The sequence below is a fragment of the uncultured Phyllobacterium sp. genome, from assembly GCF_902479695.1.
Taxonomy (GTDB): Bacteria; Pseudomonadota; Alphaproteobacteria; order Rhizobiales; family Rhizobiaceae; genus Phyllobacterium; species Phyllobacterium calauticae.
This window is the reverse complement of record NZ_CABSQF010000026.1, coordinates 13,268-33,303: the sequence shown is the minus strand read 5'-3', so window position 1 is coordinate 33,303 and position 20,036 is coordinate 13,268. Positions and strand designations below refer to the sequence as shown.

General features: G+C 60.4%; 19 protein-coding genes. 11 read left to right on the top strand and 8 right to left on the bottom strand.

Annotated features, from left to right (window positions below; translation table 11 throughout):
* Positions 1-17 precede the first annotated feature (17 nt).
* The 6 genes from RDL77_RS16085 to RDL77_RS16060 form a co-directional block, all read right to left on the bottom strand.
* Positions 18-653, bottom strand: coding sequence for a LysE family translocator (locus tag RDL77_RS16085; protein ID WP_288193721.1), 636 nt, complete (start codon positions 651-653; stop codon positions 18-20).
* A gap of 120 nt (positions 654-773) precedes the next feature.
* Positions 774-1,151, bottom strand: a complete 378-nt coding sequence (locus tag RDL77_RS16080) for a glyoxalase superfamily protein (protein ID WP_223614089.1) — start codon at positions 1,149-1,151, stop codon at positions 774-776.
* A 128-nt stretch (positions 1,152-1,279) separates the two neighbouring features.
* Positions 1,280-2,020 carry an HAD family hydrolase gene (locus tag RDL77_RS16075; protein ID WP_288193720.1) on the bottom strand — a complete coding sequence of 247 codons (741 nt, stop codon included), beginning with the start codon at positions 2,018-2,020 and terminating at the stop codon, positions 1,280-1,282.
* Complete coding sequence (locus tag RDL77_RS16070; RefSeq protein WP_288193719.1) at positions 2,020-3,078, bottom strand: succinylglutamate desuccinylase/aspartoacylase family protein; 1,059 nt, start codon at positions 3,076-3,078, stop codon at positions 2,020-2,022. The genes RDL77_RS16075 and RDL77_RS16070 overlap by 1 nt, the downstream gene beginning before the upstream one ends.
* An 80-nt stretch (positions 3,079-3,158) precedes the next feature.
* Positions 3,159-4,787, bottom strand: coding sequence for a glucose-6-phosphate isomerase (gene pgi, locus RDL77_RS16065; RefSeq protein WP_374042732.1), 1,629 nt, complete (start codon positions 4,785-4,787; stop codon positions 3,159-3,161).
* Positions 4,788-4,960: 173 nt separating this feature from the next.
* A complete protein-coding gene (locus RDL77_RS16060) occupies positions 4,961-5,230 on the bottom strand; it encodes a hypothetical protein (RefSeq protein ID WP_223614085.1) in 270 nt (89 codons plus the stop codon).
* A 254-nt stretch (positions 5,231-5,484) separates the two neighbouring features.
* Here RDL77_RS16060 and RDL77_RS16055 point away from each other — a divergent pair, with 254 nt between their 5' ends.
* From RDL77_RS16055 to preA, 4 genes are all read left to right on the top strand, one after another.
* On the top strand, positions 5,485-5,928 hold the full coding sequence (locus RDL77_RS16055) for a carbon monoxide dehydrogenase subunit G (RefSeq protein WP_288193717.1): 444 nt from the start codon (positions 5,485-5,487) through the stop codon (positions 5,926-5,928).
* A 124-nt stretch (positions 5,929-6,052) separates the two neighbouring features.
* Positions 6,053-7,666 carry a GMC family oxidoreductase gene (locus RDL77_RS16050; RefSeq protein ID WP_288193716.1) on the top strand — a complete coding sequence of 538 codons (1,614 nt, stop codon included), beginning with the start codon at positions 6,053-6,055 and terminating at the stop codon, positions 7,664-7,666.
* Positions 7,667-7,892: 226 nt separating this feature from the next.
* On the top strand, positions 7,893-9,350 hold the full coding sequence (locus tag RDL77_RS16045; protein WP_288193715.1) for an NAD(P)-dependent oxidoreductase: 1,458 nt from the start codon (positions 7,893-7,895) through the stop codon (positions 9,348-9,350).
* Positions 9,351-9,361: 11 nt separating this feature from the next.
* Positions 9,362-10,672 (top strand): NAD-dependent dihydropyrimidine dehydrogenase subunit PreA, encoded by a 1,311-nt coding sequence (gene preA / locus RDL77_RS16040; protein ID WP_223614081.1) that lies wholly within the window; start codon positions 9,362-9,364, stop codon positions 10,670-10,672.
* A 59-nt stretch (positions 10,673-10,731) separates the two neighbouring features.
* Here the strand turns inward: preA and RDL77_RS16035 are convergent, their stop codons facing one another.
* Complete coding sequence (locus tag RDL77_RS16035) at positions 10,732-11,469, bottom strand: acetoacetate decarboxylase (protein WP_105733997.1); 738 nt, start codon at positions 11,467-11,469, stop codon at positions 10,732-10,734.
* 292 nt (positions 11,470-11,761) lie between these two features.
* The gene (rutR, locus tag RDL77_RS16030; RefSeq protein WP_223614079.1) at positions 11,762-12,415 is read right to left on the bottom strand and encodes an HTH-type transcriptional regulator RutR; all 654 of its coding nucleotides are present in this window, start codon (positions 12,413-12,415) and stop codon (positions 11,762-11,764) included.
* Positions 12,416-12,625: 210 nt separating this feature from the next.
* Here rutR and RDL77_RS16025 point away from each other — a divergent pair, with 210 nt between their 5' ends.
* The 7 genes from RDL77_RS16025 to RDL77_RS15995 all read left to right on the top strand — a co-directional run bounded on the left by RDL77_RS16025 (position 12,626) and on the right by RDL77_RS15995 (position 20,016).
* Positions 12,626-13,957, top strand: coding sequence for an aspartate aminotransferase family protein (locus RDL77_RS16025; protein WP_130271502.1), 1,332 nt, complete (start codon positions 12,626-12,628; stop codon positions 13,955-13,957).
* A 15-nt stretch (positions 13,958-13,972) separates the two neighbouring features.
* On the top strand, positions 13,973-15,220 hold the full coding sequence (locus RDL77_RS16020) for a Zn-dependent hydrolase (protein ID WP_288193713.1): 1,248 nt from the start codon (positions 13,973-13,975) through the stop codon (positions 15,218-15,220).
* A 62-nt stretch (positions 15,221-15,282) separates the two neighbouring features.
* On the top strand, positions 15,283-16,737 hold the full coding sequence (hydA, locus tag RDL77_RS16015) for a dihydropyrimidinase (protein WP_223614076.1): 1,455 nt from the start codon (positions 15,283-15,285) through the stop codon (positions 16,735-16,737).
* Positions 16,738-16,772: 35 nt separating this feature from the next.
* Positions 16,773-17,567: an ABC transporter ATP-binding protein gene (locus tag RDL77_RS16010; RefSeq protein ID WP_374042731.1), complete on the top strand. Its 795-nt coding sequence runs from the start codon at positions 16,773-16,775 to the stop codon at positions 17,565-17,567.
* A 9-nt stretch (positions 17,568-17,576) separates the two neighbouring features.
* Complete coding sequence (locus RDL77_RS16005) at positions 17,577-18,038, top strand: GNAT family N-acetyltransferase (protein WP_288193711.1); 462 nt, start codon at positions 17,577-17,579, stop codon at positions 18,036-18,038.
* A complete protein-coding gene (locus tag RDL77_RS16000; protein ID WP_288193709.1) occupies positions 18,035-18,910 on the top strand; it encodes an ABC transporter permease in 876 nt (291 codons plus the stop codon). The genes RDL77_RS16005 and RDL77_RS16000 overlap by 4 nt, the downstream gene beginning before the upstream one ends.
* Entirely contained in the window at positions 18,907-20,016 is a 1,110-nt protein-coding gene (locus tag RDL77_RS15995; protein ID WP_288193707.1) for an ABC transporter permease, read from the top strand. The genes RDL77_RS16000 and RDL77_RS15995 overlap by 4 nt, the downstream gene beginning before the upstream one ends.
* Positions 20,017-20,036: the final 20 nt, after the last annotated feature.

Sequence of the window (20,036 nt, the reverse complement as noted above, 5' to 3'; positions counted from 1 at the left end):
GGGCGGTTTTCTTCTTTTCAGGCGTTTGCGCGCCGGTAGAACGCAAGCGAACCGGCAAGCGCCAGCAATGCGCCGCCGCAGATGCGATCGAGCCACAGCGCGCCGGATTTCTTCAGGACACGGACCGCCTGCGAACCGAGCAGGGCATAACCGAACATGATTGCAAAATCGAGCGTGGCGAAAATCACCGCCAGCACCGCATATTGCGGGATTTGCGGCATATCGGGCGCGATGAATTGCGGCAGGAAGGCCGAAAAGAACAGGTAGCCCTTGGGGTTGGTCACTGCAACAAGGAAGCTCTTGAGAAAGATGGCACGGGTGGTTGCCGGCGGTTCGTGCGTGGCGGGGCGCAGCGACAGGTCAAGCGTTCCCTTCGAGCGCAGAAGCATGAGGCCGAGAAAGGCGAGATAACCGGCACCGAGCCATTTGACCACCGAGAACCAGAACTCCGAGGCCGCAAGCAAGGCGCCAAGGCCAAGGGCAACGGAACCGATCAGGACGAAATCGGAAATGACCGCACCCGCCATCCCCGCCAGGGCGCGGCGGACGCCGAAGCGCGAGCCATTGGTCAAAGCCAGAAGAACCGTCGGCCCCGGCGTGGCTATGCCGACGAAAGCGACGAGAGCAAAAGCAAGAAGCGTTGTTGCGGTCATGATCACCCCCCTTGGCGCCAGATTGCGGACATCCCTGCCGCTGACATTACCCATGGCACGAAGCCGGTCAAGCGGGCGCGCATCCCTGTCCTTCACGGGGAAGGACAGGGCAGCCGGAGATTAAAGCGGCTGGCCGACATCAATGCGGTTGCCGTCGAAATCCTCGAAGACGAAGGCCCTGAGGCCATACTCCTTGTCCTTCAAACCCTTGATGATGCGCAGACCTTGTGCCCGGCAGATCGCATGCAGGGCATCGACATTGTCCACCATCATATGGATGACATTGAAGGGCGCTGCCTTGTGGCCTTTCTGCAATGTCAGGTGCAGTTCGGCATTGTCACGTTTCAAAATCATGAACCCGACGGGATCACCATTCTGGAAGGTTCTGGAAAAGCCGAGAACGCCCGTGTAGAAATCATGGGCGCGCTGAATATCCGCAACCGGCAGCATGGCTGCGATTCGTCCGAAATGGATGGAGCGGGCGGGACTATCGTTCATGTCACAACCTCATGGCTTGAAAGCTCAGGCAGGCTTTCCCGGACGGTGCCGGTTGGAGCTGCTGCTTTTGTCGATCAGATCATGAGACGGTGCCCACCGGATTTCTATAGCGAGAGGTGTTGCCTCCATCAAGTCCGCAAAGCTTTCGCGCGTCCCGCCAGAAAGTCCGGCAGATCGGCAATCGAGCCCAGAATGGCGTCGCTCAGCGATGCCAGATCATCCAGCGTGCTATTGCCCGAGAGAACGCCGACAGCCAATCCGGCACCGGCCGCATGGGCCATTTCCAGATCGTGACCGTTATCGCCGACCATGGCGATGGCGCTGGCCGGAATGCCGGTCTTGGCCGCAAACAGCTCCAGCTGGTCGGCGTGGGGTTTTGCCCGTGCGACGGAATCATAACCGATGATCACTGAAAACAATGCGGTCAATCCCAAAGCCTCGGCGGTTGCCCGCGCACCGGCCTCCGAATCATTGGTGGCGATCCCAAGGATGAACCCCTGCGCGGCCAGCCGCTCCAGCGTTTCGCGCAATCCGTCGATGCCCACGGCCCGGCGCGACCCTTCGCGCACCGTATAATCATCGTAGCTGCGGATGCGCTCGCGCTTTTCCTCCAGCGTCAGTTCCGGATGCCAGAGATCGACAATGTCGTTGATCGTTCCGGCGGCGACAACCGAGCCGCCGCGGAACCGTTCCATCTCCCAGTCATAGCCGCCCGCTTCGACAAGCGCGCGGGCGCGATCCACATCGCCATCTGCCGCCTTGTGCGCCAGTTCCATGGTGATGCCGAACCACGTCCGGTTGAAATCCACCAGCGTGCCATCCTTGTCAAACAGGATGGCACGGATTTCCGAAGGATGCGTGCGGGGCATCATGCTTCCAGCGAGCCCGGCCGCGCCTGTTCGGAGCGCTTGGAACCCAGGAGCTTGAGAAGGTCGTCGCCCCGGCGGGTGTAACGATGGCTGCGCCGCGTGAGAATACGGCCCGCCTGCGGCGCCGTCAGCGTGATATCGCCGGAGGGATCGCCGGGAACGGTCACCACCGTGACGAGTTTTGCGCCTGCCGCGACCTCGTCGCCAATGTTCACATGGAACAGGATCATGCCGCCCTGCGGCGCACGCACCATTTCGACATTTTCGAGTGGTGTAACCGGGCCCTTGAAATCAACCGTCAGCGTGACGGCGGGATCGGTGATCACACCGCGATGCACCAGGAACCGGTACAGGCCTTCCGCATCCGCCTTGCCTGTTGCAATATCGACATCGTTCAATCCGCGGAACTCGACTGTCGTAACAGCGCGCCGCTTCACGTCACGCTTGCCTTCCGGCAGCTGCAATACCGGATGGGCACAGGCCTCCTCAAAGGCCGCATCGGCGGTGCTGTTCCAGGACAGGATCGCCGTTGACCCAAGCGCCGCGGCCAGATCGTACATCTCCGGCAGGAATGCCTGATGGATGTAGAGGTAGTTTTCGCTCTCGTCATCGCAGTGCAGATCGAGCACGATGTCGTGCGGCAAAGCGAGACGCAGCAATTGCGCCTTCAGCCGTTCAGCCAGGGATTTCGGACCATCGATCGGAACCAGGCCCGATGTATCGAACGTATCGAGCAAAGGGAAAGAACGGTTGAAATTGCCGCTGGAGAAGAATTCGAAGCGGCCGAGATGCTGGTGCGACAACCATTGAGCGGAGCCGACCGGATTGGCCTGCGGGACAACGGTAATGTTACCGGCGATGCGGCCTTCCCTGCCGGCCTTTTCCAGCATGGGGATGAGGAAATGCAGCGCCGCCTGTCCGGGCAGTTCCGAACCATGGAGCGACGATTGCAGATAGGCGCTGGCCGCCTTTTCATCCTTGCCGGCAAAACGCAGCACACGCAGTTCGATATGATTGCCCGGCACATCGCCGGCCAGCTGGATCGTTTCCGTCTTCATCAATGCTTTTCCAGTTCCTTACTTCCGGCCCTGGAGCAGAGGCCGGATACCCATTCTGTTTGTTATCGGGCCACTATAGCCTATTTGCCGCGACGCTTCCTCAAGTGCGCGACAAGACCTTGCGTGGATGCGTCCTTGTCCGTTGGTTTTGCCTCTCCGGAGACGATCGGCAGAAGCTCGGTCGCCAGTTCCTTGCCGAGCTCGACACCCCATTGATCGAAGGCATTGATGCCGAAAAGCTGAGCCTCGACGAAAACGCGATGCTCGTAAAGCGCGATCAGGCGGCCCAAGGAGAAGGGATCGAGTTTGTCATAGACGATGGTGATCGATGGCCGGTTGCCTTTGAAAACACGGTGCGGCGCAATGCGGTTCACCTCGGATTTCGCCAGGTTCTTTGCCGCGAGCTGCGCCTTGGCTTCTTCCAGCGTGCGGCCCTTCATCAGGGCTTCCGACTGGGCCAGACAATTGGCCAGCAGCATCTCATGCTGATTATCGAGATGCGGCTCGTGGCCCTTCGCCGCGACGATGAATTCAAGCGGGATCGTATCGGTTCCCTGATGCAGGAGCTGGAAGAAGGCATGCTGACCATTGGTGCCGGGTTCACCCCAGACCACCGGGCCGGTCGGACCGGAAACCGGCTTGCCGTCGACGGTGACGCCCTTGCCGTTCGATTCCATGTCGAGCTGCTGCAGGTAGGCCGGCAGGCGGGCCAGCCGCTGATCATATGGAATCACGGCGCGGCTGGTGTAACCGGAGATGGCGCGATGCCAGTAGCCGACCAGACCCAGCATCATCGGCAGGTTCTTGGAAAGCGCCGCCTTGCGGAAATGTTCGTCCATCGCATGGGCGCCATCGAGAAACCGGCCAAAATTCTCGGGCCCGATCGCAATCATCAATGGCAGACCGATGGCCGACCAGATGGAATAGCGGCCGCCTACCCAGTCCCAAAAGCCGAAGATACGATCTTCCGGAATCCCGAAGGCGTCGACCTTGTCGAGCGCCGTGGAAACGGCGGCAAAGTGCTTGCCGACAGCCTTTTCACCCAGCGCATCGGCGATCCATGTGCGCGCGGCGCGGGCATTGGTCATGGTCTCGATGGTGGTGAAGGTTTTCGACGCGATGATGATCAGCGTCGTCGCCGGATCGAGGTCTTTCAAGGTATCGGCGATATGTGCCCCATCGACGTTGGAGACGAAATGGGTCTTCGGCCCGTCATGATAGGGTGACAGGGCGAGCGTTGCCATGGCCGGTCCGAGATCGGAGCCGCCAATGCCGATATTGACCACATCGGTGATCGGCTTGTTCTTCGAACCCTTGATGGCACCGGAGCGCAGGCCATCCGCATAGGCGCCCATGCGCTTCAGCACATCGTTGACGCCGGGCATGACGTCGGCGCCATCAACCTTGATCGGCTTGTTGGAACGATTGCGCAGCGCCACGTGGAGCACGGCGCGGCCTTCAGTATTGTTGATTGGTTCGCCGGCAAACATCGCATCGCGCCGGGCTTCGACATGGGCAACTTTTGCCAGATCAGCAAGGAGGGAAAGCGTCTCGTCATTGACCAGGCACTTCGACCAGTCGAGGAGAAGATCGTCGAGACTGAGGGAATAACGGGAGAAGCGTTTGGGATCTTCCATGAAGGTCGCGCGCATGTTTTTCGGCGCGCCGCTTTTGAAGTGTGCTTTCAATGCCTGAACGGAGCTACGCAGGTCGTTCGCTTTCACTGTCGCCATTTCTCTCTCCTGAAGTCACGCCTTGATCCTGACAGAGTGGAACCTGCCACCGGAATCATTTTGTTTCAATCGATTTAAAGCAGAATCTCTTCCGATTTTACATCAGGTAATCTGCGCCGCAAATCCGGGCGGAACTGCGGCGCGAAAGTTTACGAGCCCTTGATGGCTGTCAGAACGTCGTCATACGCCTTGCAGGCGTCCTTCAGATCGGTCTGGCCCTGATATTTGGTAGCCAGTTCCTGCATCTTGGCAACGATTCCCTGAGCCTTGGACGGATCCTTGGTAATGACCTGCTGAACGGCAGCGGTGATTTCGCCGGCCTTTTTGGTCAGCTCTTCCTGGGTGCAGGTGGGGGCTTTGGAACAGCCGACGAGAGCGACAGCCAGCAGCGAAATGCCGGCGACCATTTTCAATTTCATGTGCAGTCTCCCTTGATGAGATGAATGAAGTAGAAGAATAGTTGGGTCAGTACTTTGTGGCCGTCATCCCTGCGGAATCACAAAGTCTTAATCCTGTTATTACACCGCTCCTGTCCGGTCCAGCATCTTCATCACCAGTATCATGATGTTTTGTGACAGGATTTAATACAGTGGCAGGAAGAACGAATTTTTATAAATCGTGGACAGATGAAGTCGTCTATCTTAGCTTTCTTCTTCCAGGGAGGCATTGAAACATGGATATGACCGGCGAAGAACGCATTGCAGCGCCCCGCGAAGCAGTCTGGAAGGCATTGAACGACACGGCGGTGTTGAAAGCCTGCATCCCCGGCTGCGAAAGCCTCGAGCGGATTTCCGATACGGAACTGGAAGCCACGGTCGGCGTCAAACTCGGCCCCGTCAAGGCGCGCTTCAACGGCAAGGTCGAGTTGAGCAATCTCAATCCTCCACTGTCCTACACGATCACGGGCGAGGGCAAGGGTGGCATTGCCGGTTTTGCCAAGGGTGGCGCCGATGTCACCCTGACCGAGGAAGGCGGCGAAACCGTGCTCACCTACACGGTCAATGCCGACGTCGGCGGCAAGATCGCCCAACTCGGCAGCCGCCTTATATCGTCCTCCGCCAAGAAACTCGCCACCCAGTTTTTCGAGAATCTCAATCAGGCCGCTGCCGGCACCTGACACGCCGGACAATTCGACAGGCCTGTCGCATTTTCCATAAGCCATGGCGGAATGACGTTTGGGTTTGCACCGATGAAGCCGGATATCCTGCCTGGATAAATAGATTGTGTTCAGGCTGGAATTCATGCGCGCGTTTGATTTCATCATTGTCGGATCAGGCTCTGCCGGATCGGTTGTCGCCGAGCGCTTGTCCGCCAGCGGACGCCACACGGTTCTTGTGCTGGAAGCGGGCGGGACGGACCGGCGGTTCTTCGTGCAGATGCCGCTCGGTTACGGCAAGACCTTCTACGACAAATCCGTCAACTGGATGTACAAGGCCGAAGCCGATCCGGGGCTTGGCGGCAATGCGGATTACTGGCCGCGCGGCAAGGTGCTGGGTGGGTCGAGTTCGATCAATGCCATGGTCTATATCCGCGGCGCGAAGGAGGATTTCGACGAATGGCGCGCGCGCGGCAATCCCGGCTGGGGCTATGACGATGTACTGCCGGTGTTTCAGGCACTGGAAGACCATGACGGCCCCGCGAAAAGCCTTGGCCGCGGCGGACCACTGCATGTCACCGATTGTTCGCATCTGTTTCATCCGCTGGCCAATCAGATTCTGAAGGGCGCGCAGGAGGCCGGGCTGCACTACAACCCCGATTTCAATGGCGCCACGCAGGAAGGCACTGGGCCATTTCAGCTGACCACGAAAGGCGGGCGGCGCATGTCCGCCGCCAGGGCTTTTCTGCGCCCGGCGATGAAACGCCCCAATGTCACGGTTCTGACCGGCGCGATGGTGCAGCGGATTGTCTTTGAGGGCAAACGGGCTACCGGTGTTGTGTTCACCCGCAACGGCCGGACCGAGACGGTCAGGGCCGGGCGCGAAGTGATCCTGTGCGGCGGCTCCGTCAATACACCGCAACTGCTCGAACTTTCGGGCATTGGTGACGCGGCGCGCCTGGCGCAATTCGGCATTCCGCTTGTGCACGCCAACAGCCAGGTTGGGGAAAACCTGCAGGACCATCTCGGCATCAATTACACCTACAGGGCCAACGTGGCCTCGCTCAACCAGGTGCTGCGCCCATGGTGGGGAAAACTGCGCGTCGGCATCGAATATCTGCTGCTGCGGACGGGGCCCCTGTCGATCAGCATGAATCAGGGCGGTGGCTTCTTTCGTACCGATCCGTCGCGCCCGCGCCCGAACATGCAGCTGTATTTTCAGGCCTTTTCGACCGTGCGGCCGAGGGAAGGCGAGCGCCCGATTCTGACCCCCGATCCCTGGCCGGGCTTTTCCATCGGCCTGTCCAATTGCCGTCCGACCAGCGTCGGGTCCATCCATATCCGCTCGGGCAATCCGCTCGACGCACCGACCATCGCGCCGAACGCTTTTTCGACCGGGCATGATGTTGCCGAGATGCTGGATGCGGTGAAGTTCCTGCGGAAAATCGCTGCGACGCCAACCCTGTCGAAGCTGATCGTCGAGGAATTGCTGCCCGGTCCGCATTGCCGGAGCGACGAGGATCTCATCGCCGATTTCCGCCGGCGCAGCGGCACGGTCTATCACCCGGTTTCGACCTGCCGCATGGGGCCGGACCCGGCGGTATCGGTGGTCGACCCCCGTTTGCGGGTGCACGGCGTCGAAGGGCTGCGTGTGATCGACTGCTCGATCTTTCCCAATATCATTTCCGGCAATACCAATGCCGCCGCCATGATGGTCGGGGCAAAAGGCGCAAGCCTTGTTCTGGACGATCTGATCTAGCTTTTCCCCACTGCGATTGCCAGATTTGCGTGGATATCCACCCGCGCAAACGAAACGAATATGATTCAATTTCATATTTCTTGACCGTTTGATAAAAAATTTGACCTTTTGTGAAAATCTGGCATTCTTTCCATCAACAGGCGCCGGACAAACCGGCCCATCACCAAATTGCGGCACGCCCAAAGGGAACGGGATGCTGCAGTTTCAGAAATGGAGAGGCGATTTCATGGGATCGATCGATTCTGGAATCCGTGATGTGAGGGCCGGGCGGTTAGAGTCCGATGCCTACACCGATGTTTTTTCCGATCTGCACCCGGCATTGACGCGGCATGAAGCCTTTGTCGAATCCGACCGCTGCTACTTCTGCTACGATGCGCCCTGCATGAATGCCTGCCCGACGGGCATCGATATTCCGCTGTTCATCCGCCAGATCGCCGCCGACAATCCCACCGGTTCTGCCAAGACGATTCTGGCGGAGAACATTCTCGGCGGCATGTGTGCCCGCGTCTGCCCGACCGAAACCCTGTGCGAACAGGCCTGCGTGCGTGAGACCGCCGAGGGCAAGCCGGTGAAAATCGGCCTTCTGCAGCGCTACGCCACTGACCATCTGATGGAAAAGGGCCAGCACCCCTTCAAGCGCGCCGAGCCGACAGGCAAGAGCGTTGCCGTGGTCGGCGCGGGTCCGGCCGGCTTGTCCGCGGCGCACCGTCTGGCCAAGCACGGCCACAACGTGACGATTTTCGAAGCCAGGCCGAAAGCCGGCGGCCTCAATGAATATGGCATTGCCGCCTATAAGAGTGTCGACAATTTTGCCCAGAAGGAACTCGATTTCATTCTGGAAATCGGCGGGATCACCATCGAGAACGACAAGGCGCTTGGCCGGGACATCAGCATCGATGCGCTGAAAGCCGGTTTTGATGCGGTTTTCCTCGGCATGGGATTGCCGGGTGTGAACGAGCTTGGCCTCGAAGGCGAGGATGCCGCCGGTTGCATCGATGCCGTCGACTACATCTCCGTATTGCGCCAGAGCGAGGACCTGTCGCAGATCGCTGTCGGGCGCGACGTTGTCGTCATCGGCGGCGGCATGACTGCCATCGACGTGGCCGTGCAGACCAAGCTGCTGGGCGCCGAGAACGTCATCATCGCTTATCGGCGCGGGCCGGAAAGCATGAACGCCAGCCCCTATGAACAGGAACTGGCGCTGAAAACCGGAGTGATCATCCGCCATTGGTTGCAGCCGCGGGCGCTTACCCGCAACGCATCCGGTGAAGTCTGCGGCATCACGCTGGACTATACCGCCATGGCCGACGGCAGGCTTGCCGTCACCGGCGAAAGCATCACCCTTGCCAGCGACCAGATTTTCAAGGCCATCGGCCAGACGCCGGCGGAGAGCATCCTCACCGAAGCCGGGCTTGCCCTATCGAAGGGACGTATCAGCGTCGATGACGACCGCCGCACCTCGATCCCCGGCATATGGGCTGGCGGCGATTGCATTGCCGGTGGTCAGGACCTGACCGTGGCCGCGGTGCAGGACGGCAAGCTTGCCGCTGAATCCATCCACCGGGCGTTGACGCAGCAGCCGGAGAAAGTCAGCGGCTTTGTCGAAGCCGTCATGGCGGAAAATCCGGACGGCGCGTCGGCACCGGCGCAGCACCCCACCCATCCAAGCCACATCGCTGGCTGAAGGAGATCGACATGGCTGATCTTTCATCGAATTTCCTCGGCATCAAATCCCCCAACCCCTTCTGGCTGGCCTCCGCACCGCCGACAGACAAGGCCTACAATGTCGAGCGCGCCTTCAAGGCGGGCTGGGGCGGCGTTGTGTGGAAGACACTGGGCGAAGAAGGCCCGCCCGTCGTCAACGTCAACGGCCCGCGCTATGGCGCGATCCACGGCCCGGACCGGCGCTTGCTCGGCCTGAACAATATCGAGCTCATCACCGACCGTCCGCTGGAAGTGAACCTGCGTGAAATGACCGAGGTGAAGAAGAAGTGGCCGGACCGGGCGCTGATCGCCTCCATCATGGTGCCCTGCGAGGAGAACGCCTGGAAAGCCATTCTGCCGCTGGTGGAAGCGACGGGTTCAGACGGCATCGAGCTCAATTTCGGCTGCCCGCACGGCATGTCCGAACGCGGCATGGGCGCGGCTGTCGGCCAGGTGCCGGAATATATCGAGATGGTGGTGCGCTGGTGCAAGCAATATACGCGCATGCCTGTCATCACCAAACTGACGCCGAATATCACCGATATCCGCAAACCTGCGCGCGCGGCAAAATCCGGCGGTACCGACGCCGTGTCGCTGATCAACACGATCAATTCCATCGTGTCGGTCGATCTCGATACCTTTGCGCCCAATCCTTCGATTGACGGGCGTGGATCGCACGGCGGTTATTGCGGCCCGGCGGTCAAGCCCATTGCACTCAACATGGTGGCGGAAATTGCCCGCGATGCGGAGACGCGTGGCCTGCCGATCTCCGGCATCGGCGGCATCACGACATGGCGCGATGCGGCGGAATTCATCGCGCTCGGTTGCGGCAATGTGCAGGTGTGCACCGCGGCCATGACCTATGGCTTCAAGGTCGTGCAGGAAATGATCGACGGGCTCTCTGACTGGATGGACTCCCGCGGCTTCGCTTCCATCGAGGACTTCCGCGGCATGGCCGTGCCGAACGTCTCCGACTGGCAGTACCTCAATCTCAACTACATCACCAAGGCGCAGATCGACCAGGACCTGTGCATCAAATGCGGCCGCTGCCACATTGCCTGCGAGGACACGTCGCACCAGGCCATCACGGCGATGGTGGACGGCGCCCGGCATTTCGAGGTGATCGACGAGGAATGCGTCGGCTGCAACCTCTGCGTCAACGTCTGCCCTGTCGACAACTGCATCACCATGGTGCCGATGACCTCGGGGGTCGACCCGCGCACCAAGCTGCCGATCCAGCCGGACTACGCCAACTGGACCACCCATCCCAACAATCCGATGGCCAAGGCCGCTGCCGAATAACATTCAAAACCCGCCGTCAAGGCGGGTTTTTTCTTTGTCAGACTGCCCGCAACCGGCAGCTACCCCTTCATGTAATCGTACACGACTTCCCCGAGCCCGAGGGTCAGATCGGCGATGAAATGCGTTCCCGACAAGACTTCAAGAACGGGCAGGCCCGCAACATTGGCCATGACATGCGCATGAAGTTCGAGCGCCGCCGGTGCCGTCCACGCGCCTTTCAGATCGATATCCTGCAGGTGATATTCGACCAGCTCGCAGATGCGCGCGGTACCATCCACATGCGGAATGATCTTGATGAGATAATTCGGCAGCAGCATGGATTTCAGAACGGCGGCATGATCGGCTGGTTTGTGCTTGTAGCCCATGGTGCCCGTCGCGCAGAGCACACTGCCATAATGCAGCGTGCCGAGGATGGTTTCGCCCTCATGGGAGATTTTCGGCTTGGCGAGTTTCTTGGGAAAGCCCCAGATTTCGCGCCCACCGGCGATCGGCGCATCATCGTCGAGATACATGGAATGGACGTAGACGCCCTCCTTGCCGTTGAAGCGGACCGGAATGACCTGGCCGGATTCGGTGTAATCGCCAAAGCCGGTTGAATCCGGCATGCGGATGAACTCGAACTTGACAATGGGCTCGGCGATCTCGAGCGGCTCGGGCACCACCGCCCGCAGTGCCTCCGGATCGGTGCGATAGGTGATGACCACAAATTCGCGGTTGATGAAGCGGTAGGGACCCGGCGGATAGGAGGGGTTGGTGAGCGGCATGGCATAGGCGGAACGAACATCGGATATTTTCACGGGGCGATCTCCGGATGTCAGGGAAACTGGCTTTGATGCAAGCCAGGCACGGCAACGGATATTGCGGCGCAGCAGGACAATAGTGCAACGCACAATCCGCGTCTGTCAATTTCGCGTGAGGCAGGCGTTTTGCATCAACATCGTGCGTGGTTCGACAAGCTCACCATGAGGGATGGAGGTGGATGGCAGGGAGCTATATCCACTGCATTTTCGATTGGCCTTGCAGTCAACACCCTCCCTCATGGTGAGCTTGTCGAACCACGCACAATCTACCTGCAATGGACCAATCCCCTCATCCGCGCGGGCGGATGCCATTGAGAATGATGCTCAGGACCGCCTGCGCCGTCTGCTCGCGGAAACCGGGGCGGCCAACCTGATTGCCCATGATGGCACGGACCTGCACATCGAAATCCGCATAGTGCTGCGTGGTCGCCCAGATCATGAAAATCAGGTGATAGGGATCGACCGGCGCGAGCTTGCCTTCGCCGACCCAGCGGCGGATCACCGCCGCCTTGTCGTCCACCAGCGGCTTCAGATGCTTGCTCAGGAACTCGCTGATAGCCGGAGCGCCGTGCAATACTTCGTTGGCAAACAACCGCGACGCCTCCGGATGGCTCTCCGACATGCGGATTTTCAAGGTTATGTATTTGCGCAACTGCTCGATCGGGTCGCCCTCGGGATCGATTTCCGCCAGCGGCGCCAGCCATTCCGCCAGCGTCTCTTCCAGCAGCGTCACATAGATGTTCTGCTTGCGCGGAAAATAGTAGAGCAGGTTCGGCTTCGACATCCCCGCCTTGTCGGCAATCTGGTCGATGGTGGTGCCGCGAAAGCCATAGGCGGAGAAAACATCGAGAGCGGCATCGAGGATGAGACGGCGATTGATTTCCTGGATGCGCGTCGTCTTTTCCGGCACATCGCTCGTCTTTTTCTTCGCTGCCCTCGCCATGCCACTCATCCCTTTTTGTTATCCGGCGCGACGGGCCGTTTCGTCGCATCCCGGAACCGCTTTTATTCCCCATAAAGCGCTTGACCGGCTTCCTATGCTCTTCTAGCCTGCATTTTGACCAACTAGTCAAGTTTTTGATTGCACCACAGGTTCAATCATTCGGGAACACAAAACAAGCGGCAATGTCCGCAAACAGGAGGCGTACGTCACATGTCGAAATCGGCATTGGGATTGGGCACCAATAATCTCGAGGCGTTCTGGATGCCGTTTTCGGCAAACAGGCAGTTCAAGCAAAATCCCCGTCTTCTGGTCAGCGCCAAGGACATGCATTTCAAGTCCGCCGACGGCCGCGAAATTCTCGACGGAACCGCCGGTCTGTGGTGCTGCAACGCCGGTCATTCGCGCCCGAAAATCGTTGAGGCGGTACAGAAGCAGGTTGCCGAACTCGACTACGCGCCCGCCTTCCAGATGGGCCATCCCAAGGTCTTCGAGCTGGCGGCGCGGCTTGCGGCCATGCTGCCGTCCCCCATCGATCACGTCTTCTTCACCAATTCCGGTTCGGAATCGGTCGACACGGCGCTCAAGATCGCCCTCGCCTATCACCGCGCCAAGGGCAACGGCACCAAGACCAAGCTGATCGGCCGCGAGCGCGGCTATCACGGCGTCGGTTTCGGCGGCATTTCAGTCGGCGGCATTTCCGGCAACCGCAAGACATTCGGCAACGCGCTCGGCGGTGTCGACCACATCCGCCATACCCACGATCTCGCGCGCAATGCCTTCACGCGCGGCGAGCCCGAATATGGCGTCGAATTTGCCGATGACCTGGAAAAGGTGATCGCCCTGCACGATGCTTCCAACATCGCCGCCGTCATCGTCGAACCGGTGGCCGGATCGACCGGCGTGCTCATCCCGCCGAAGGGGTACCTGCAGCGCCTGCGCGAGATTTGCACGAAGAACGATATCCTGCTGATCTTCGATGAAGTCATCACCGGTTTCGGTCGTCTTGGCACCCCCTTCGCCGTGGATTATTTCGGCGTGGTTCCCGATCTCATCACCACCGCCAAGGGCATCACCAGCGGCGTGATCCCGATGGGCGCGGTGTTTGCATCCAAGCAGATCTACGATGCGTTCATGACCGGCCCGGAAAACATGATCGAGCTCTTTCATGGCTACACTTATTCCGGCCACCCCATTGCCTGCGCGGCAGCGCTTGCGACGCTGGATACCTATGAGGAAGAGGGCCTGCTTACCCGTGCGGCGGAGCTTTCCGATTACTGGGCCGATGCTTTGCATGCCCTGAAGGGCCTGCCGCATGTCATCGACATCCGCAACCTCGGCCTGATCGGCGCCATCGAGCTGGAACCCATATCAGGCGCACCAACGAAACGCGCCTTCCAGGCATTCCTCGATGCCTATGAAAAGGGTGTCCTTATCCGCACCACGGGCGATATCATCGCGCTGTCGCCACCCCTGATCATCACCAAGGGCCAGATCGAGCATCTCTTCGATACGCTGGCCGACGTCCTGAAAAACCTGGCATAATTGAAAGGCTCTCACATGGCGCTCACTGGAAATCTCAGGATCAACGGCGACCGTCTCTGGGACAGCCTGATGGACATGGCAAAGATCGGACCGGGACTGCGCGGCGGCAACAACCGCCAGACCCTGACCGACGAGGACGCCGAAGGCAGGCGCCTGTTCCAGAGCTGGTGCGAAAAGGCCGGGCTGACCATGGGCGTCGATACCATGGGCAACATGTTCTTCCGCCGCGAAGGCACCGACCCGGATGCCCTGCCCGTCTATGTCGGGAGCCATCTCGACACCCAGCCGACCGGCGGCAAATATGACGGCGTGCTCGGTGTCCTCGGCGGGCTCGAACTTGTCCGCACCCTCAACGACCTCAATATCAAGACCAAGCACCCGATTGTCGTGGTCAACTGGACCAATGAGGAAGGCACGCGCTTTGCTCCCGCCATGCTGGCATCAGGCGTCTTTGCCGGTATCCACTCGCAGGACTGGGCCTATGCGCGGGAAGACGCCAAGGGCAAGACGTTCGGCGACGAGCTGGAACGCATCGGCTGGAAGGGTGACGAGGAGGTGGGCGCGCGCAAGATGCACGCGCTGTTCGAACTGCATATCGAGCAGGGCCCGATCCTCGAAATCGAAGGCAAGGACATTGGCGTCGTCACCCATGGCCAGGGCCTGTGGTGGCTCCAGATCACGCTGACCGGCAAGGACAGCCATACGGGTTCCACACCGATGCCCATGCGTCGGAATGCCGGGCTGGGCATGGCCCGCATCACCGAACTCGTCCACACCATCGCCATGGCCCACCAGCCCAGCGCGGTCGGCGCGATCGGACATTGCGACGTCTATCCGAACTCGCGCAATGTCATTCCAGGCAAGGTGGTTTTCACCGTCGATTTCCGCTCGCCCGACCTTGCGACACTCAATGCGATGAAGGCAGAGCTCGAGGAGAAGGCACCAAAGATTGCCAAAGAGCTCGGGCTGGAAATCGAGATCGAGGAAGCCGGACATTTCGATCCCGTCACTTTCGACGAAGGCTGCGTAACCGCCGTGCGCAATGCGGCCGAGCGGCTGGGTTACAGCCACCGCAACATCATTTCCGGCGCGGGGCACGATGCCTGCTGGGTCAACCGGGTTGCGCCAACGGCCATGGTCATGTGTCCCTGCGTCGACGGGCTCAGCCACAATGAAGATGAAGAGATTTCCAAGGAATGGGCGGCCGCCGGCGCGGACGTCCTCCTGCATGCTGTTCTGGAAACGGCCGTGATCCAGACCTGACCGGATACCATTTCCATACAGAGCAACATGTTCGACAAAAGACCAATAAGGGGAACGGACACATGGCTACGAAAGTGATCAAAGGCGGGACCATCATTGCCGCCGACCGCACCTACAAGGCGGATGTGCTGATCGAGGGCGACATCATTGCCCAGATCGGTACGGATCTTTCCGGCGATGAGATTATCGATGCGACGGGCTGCTATCTGATGCCGGGCGGCATCGATCCGCACACCCATCTCGAAATGCCCTTCATGGGCACCCACTCTTCCGATGATTTCGACACAGGCACCGCCGCGGCGCTGGCGGGCGGCACCACCATGGTGGTCGATTTCGTCCTGCCCGGCGCCGACGGCCTGCTGGCAGCCTTGCAGGACTGGTTCCAGAAGGCGGGCAAGGCACGCACCGACTATTCCTTCCACATGGCCATCACCGGCTGGAACAAGCAGATCTTTGACGAGATGCCGAAGGTGGTGGAACGCGGCATCAACACGTTCAAGCACTTCATGGCCTATAAAGGCGCCCTGATGGTGGACGATGACGAGATGTTCGCCTCGTTCACGCGCTGCGCCGAGATCGGCGCCATGCCGCTGGTCCACGCCGAGAATGGCGACGTGGTCGCGCATCTCCAGCAGAAGCTCCTGGCAGAAGGCAACAACGGACCGGAAGCCCATGGCTATTCCCGGCCACCGGAGGTCGAGGGGGAAGCCGCCAACCGCGCCATCATGATCGCCGACCAGGCCGGCGTGCCGCTCTACATCGTGCACGTGTCCTGCGAGCAGGCGCATGAAGCCATCCGCCGCGCCCGCCAGAAGGGCATGCGCGTCTATGGCGAGCCGCTGGTGCAGCATCTGACGCTCGACGAGAGCGAGTACAAGAACAAGGACTGGGACTATGCGGCGCGCCGGGTGATGTCGCCGCCCTTCCGCGACAAGAGCCATCAGGACGGCCTGTGGGCCGGTCTCGCCTCCGGCAGCCTGCAGGTGGTGGCGACCGATCACTGCGCCTTCACCACGGAGCAGAAGCGTTTTGGCGTCGGCGATTTCACCAAGATTCCGAATGGCACCGGCGGGCTTGAGGACCGCATGCCCGTGCTGTGGACCAGGGGCGTTCGCACCGGCCGCCTGACGCCGAACGAATTCGTGGCCGTGACCTCCACCAACATCGCCCGCATCCTGAACATCTATCCGCGCAAGGGCGCCATCCTGCCGGGCTCCGATGCGGATATCGTCATCTGGGACCCCGAGGCGTCGAAGGTGATTTCCGCCAAGACACAGAAATCCGCCATCGACTACAACGTGTTCGAAGGGATCGAGGTCACCGGCCTGCCGCGCATCACCCTGTCGCGCGGGCAGATCGCCTACAAGGACGGCGAAGTGCTGGCCCCGACCGGCAGCGGCCGCTTTGTCGAACGCGAGGCCAATGCGCCGGCCAATCGTGCACTTTCCACGTGGAAGGAACTCACGGCACCGCGTAAGGTGGAGCGCGATCCGAAAAACATACCGGCGGGTGTCTGATGACAGTCGTCGCGCTCAGACCCAAGGCCCAGTCAATGCCAAACGCGACGCCAAAGAATGTGATCGACGTCAAGGACCTGTCGCTGGTCTTCCAGACCAATGACGGGCCGGTCAATGCCCTGTCGAACATCAACCTTGCGGTCAATGGCGGCGAGTTCGTTTCCTTCATCGGGCCCTCGGGCTGCGGCAAGACCACCCTCCTGCGGGTGATCGCCGATCTGGAGCAGCCGACATCCGGGACCATTTCCGTCAATGGCATGACGCCATCCGAAGCGCGGCAGAATCGCGCTTATGGCTACGTGTTCCAGGCAGCGGCGCTTTATCCATGGCGCACCATCGGCGGCAATATTTCCCTGCCGCTGGAAGTGATGGGCGTGCCAAAAGCCGAACGGGCGAGCCGCATCGCCAAAAACCTTGAGCTGGTCAACCTTGCCGGTTTCGAGAAAAAATTTCCGTGGCAGCTGTCGGGCGGCATGCAGCAGCGCGCCTCCATAGCGCGGGCGCTGTCCTTCGATCCCGACATGCTGCTGATGGACGAACCGTTCGGTGCGCTGGACGAGATCGTCCGCGACCACCTCAACGAAGAGCTGCTGAAGCTGTGGGCCAAGACACAGAAGACGGTGATCTTCGTCACGCACTCCATTCCGGAAGCGGTGTTCCTGTCGACAAAGATCGTGGTGATGAGCCCGCGTCCCGGCCGCATCCATGAGATCATCGACTGCAATCTCGGCACGGAACGCACGCTCGATATCCGCGAGACGCCGGAATTTCTCGAGATTGCCCACCGGGTGCGCGAGGGCCTGCGCCATGGCCATTCCTATGATGAGTAGCCGGGGCGCATGATGACCACGATCCGCGCCGCCAAACTGCGTGACATGTCCGACTGCGCGGCTATCGTCAATGCGTGGATCGACGCGACGGAATGGATGCCGCGCATTCATTCGGCGGACGACGTCACGGACTATTATTGCGATACCGTCTTTTCCAGATACGAAGTCTTTGTCGCCGATGACCATGACGCGGTGGCCGGCATGGTTGCGCTCGCGCCTGACAACATGGTCAATGCACTCTACGTGCATGCCGACCGGCGCGGCAGGGGCATCGGCAAGGCGCTGCTGGATCACGCCAAGCGGCAGGCCACGGGACCGGTGGAGCTTTGGACCTTTGTGGCGAACACTGGTGCCCAGTCCTTCTACAGGCGCGAAGGCTTCACCGAAGTGCGCCGCACCGATGGCGACAATGAGGAACATTTGCCGGATATTCTGTACCGCTGGCAGCCTGAAGCGGGGATGCATTCATGAACTTCATCCGCAACAGCGTTGTTCCCGTTGGGACCGTTCTCCTCGCCATTCTGGCGCTGTGGTATGCCTTCGCCATTATCCTCAATGCGCCGTTCGAACGGGATCAGGCTGCACGCGCCAATACAACGATCGCGACCGGCCAACTGATCGCCAACACGATGGCGCAGGAGCGCCCGGTCCTGCCCGCGCCGCATCAGGTGGCCGAGGAAATCCGCAAGACCGTGTTCGATATCAGCCCGACATCGAAGCGCAGTCTCGTTTATCACGGCGGCGTCACCCTGTCCTCGACGTTGCTGGGTTTCGGGCTTGGCACGCTGCTCGGCATCCTGCTTGCCATTGCCATTGTCCATTCACGCACGCTCGACAAAAGCCTGATGCCGTGGATCATCACGTCGCAGACCGTGCCCATCCTTGCCATTGCGCCGATGATCATCGTGGTGCTCAATGCGGTCAATATCACCGGGCTCCTGCCCAAGGCGATGATCTCCACCTATCTGTCGTTCTTTCCTGTTGCCGTCGGCATGGTCAAGGGCTTGCGCTCACCCGAGATCATGCATCTCGACCTGATGCGCACCTATAACGCCTCGAAGGCGCAGGTGTTCTGGAAGCTGCGCTGGCCGGCGTCCATGCCCTACCTCTTCACCTCGATGAAGATTGCCGTCGCCATCAGCCTGGTTGGCGCCATTGTCGGTGAACTGCCGACCGGGGCGGTCGCGGGCATCGGTGCGCGGCTCCTAGCCGGTTCCTATTATGGCCAGACGGTGCAGATCTGGGCCGCATTGATCGCGGCGGCGCTGATGGCTGCCATTCTGGTCAGCCTGATCGGGCTGGTGGCCACGCTCGTCAACCGGCGCATGGGAGTACGGCCATGAGACTATCCCGCTCCCCGCTGGCCATTGCCGCCTTCCTGCTCGCCGTTCCCGGATTGCTGATATCGTCCGGCGGCGACGTTCTCGACACCCTCACCTATTCGACCCCGGTCATCCTGTTCGTTGCCGCTGCCGTTGCCATGTTCACGAGCGTATCGATACCATCGCTGATCGTCGTTCTCGTGCTTGTCCATGTGGTCGCCTTCTGCCTCATCGGACTGCTCCACGCGATGCCGCAGCCGCCGGGACCGTCGATCGGCTACTGGTGCATGGTGACCTCATCCTGGCTGCTTGCCTGGTTCAGCGTGCAGAATCTGGCCGGCCTGAAACTCACTTCGCCGCAGGCCCAGCGGCTGGTCAATCTCGCCCTGCCGGTGCTGTTCGGTGCGTGGCTGCTGATCCTGTGGGAAATCATTGTCCGCGGCTTTGGCGTACCGAGCATTCTGCTGCCGCCGCCATCCATGATCGCCGAGCGCATTTCCGGTTCCGTGCCGACGCTTTGGGCGGATTTTCAGCAGACCTATCTGAAGGCCGCCATTGCCGGTTACGTCATCGGTTGCGGTTCGGGTTTCCTTGCCGCCATCATTGTCGACCGGGTGCCTTTCCTGCGCCGGGGACTGCTGCCCATCGGTAATCTTGTGGCCGCCCTTCCCGTTGTCGGCATCGCGCCGATCATGGTCATGTGGTTCGGTTCCTACTGGGAATCGAAGGCCGCCGTGGTCGTCATCATGACCTTCTTTCCCATGTTGGTGAATACCGTGGCCGGACTTGCCGCATCCGGCGCGATGGAACGCGACCTGATGCAGACCTATGGCTCCAGCTACGGACAGACTCTTTTGAAGCTGCGCCTGCCCGCCGCCATGCCCTTCATCTTCAACGCGCTGAAGATCAATTCGACGTTGGCCCTCATCGGCGCCATCGTTGCCGAATTCTTCGGCTCGCCCATTGTCGGCATGGGCTTCCGCATCTCGGCGGAAGTGGGCCGCATGAATGTCGATATGGTGTGGGCGGAAATTTTTGTCGCGGCGCTTGCGGGCTCGCTGTCTTACGGGCTTATTACCCTCATCGAGCGGGCGGTTACTTTCTGGCACCCTTCCTACAGAACTTAAAAAACAAGAACAGAGGAGAA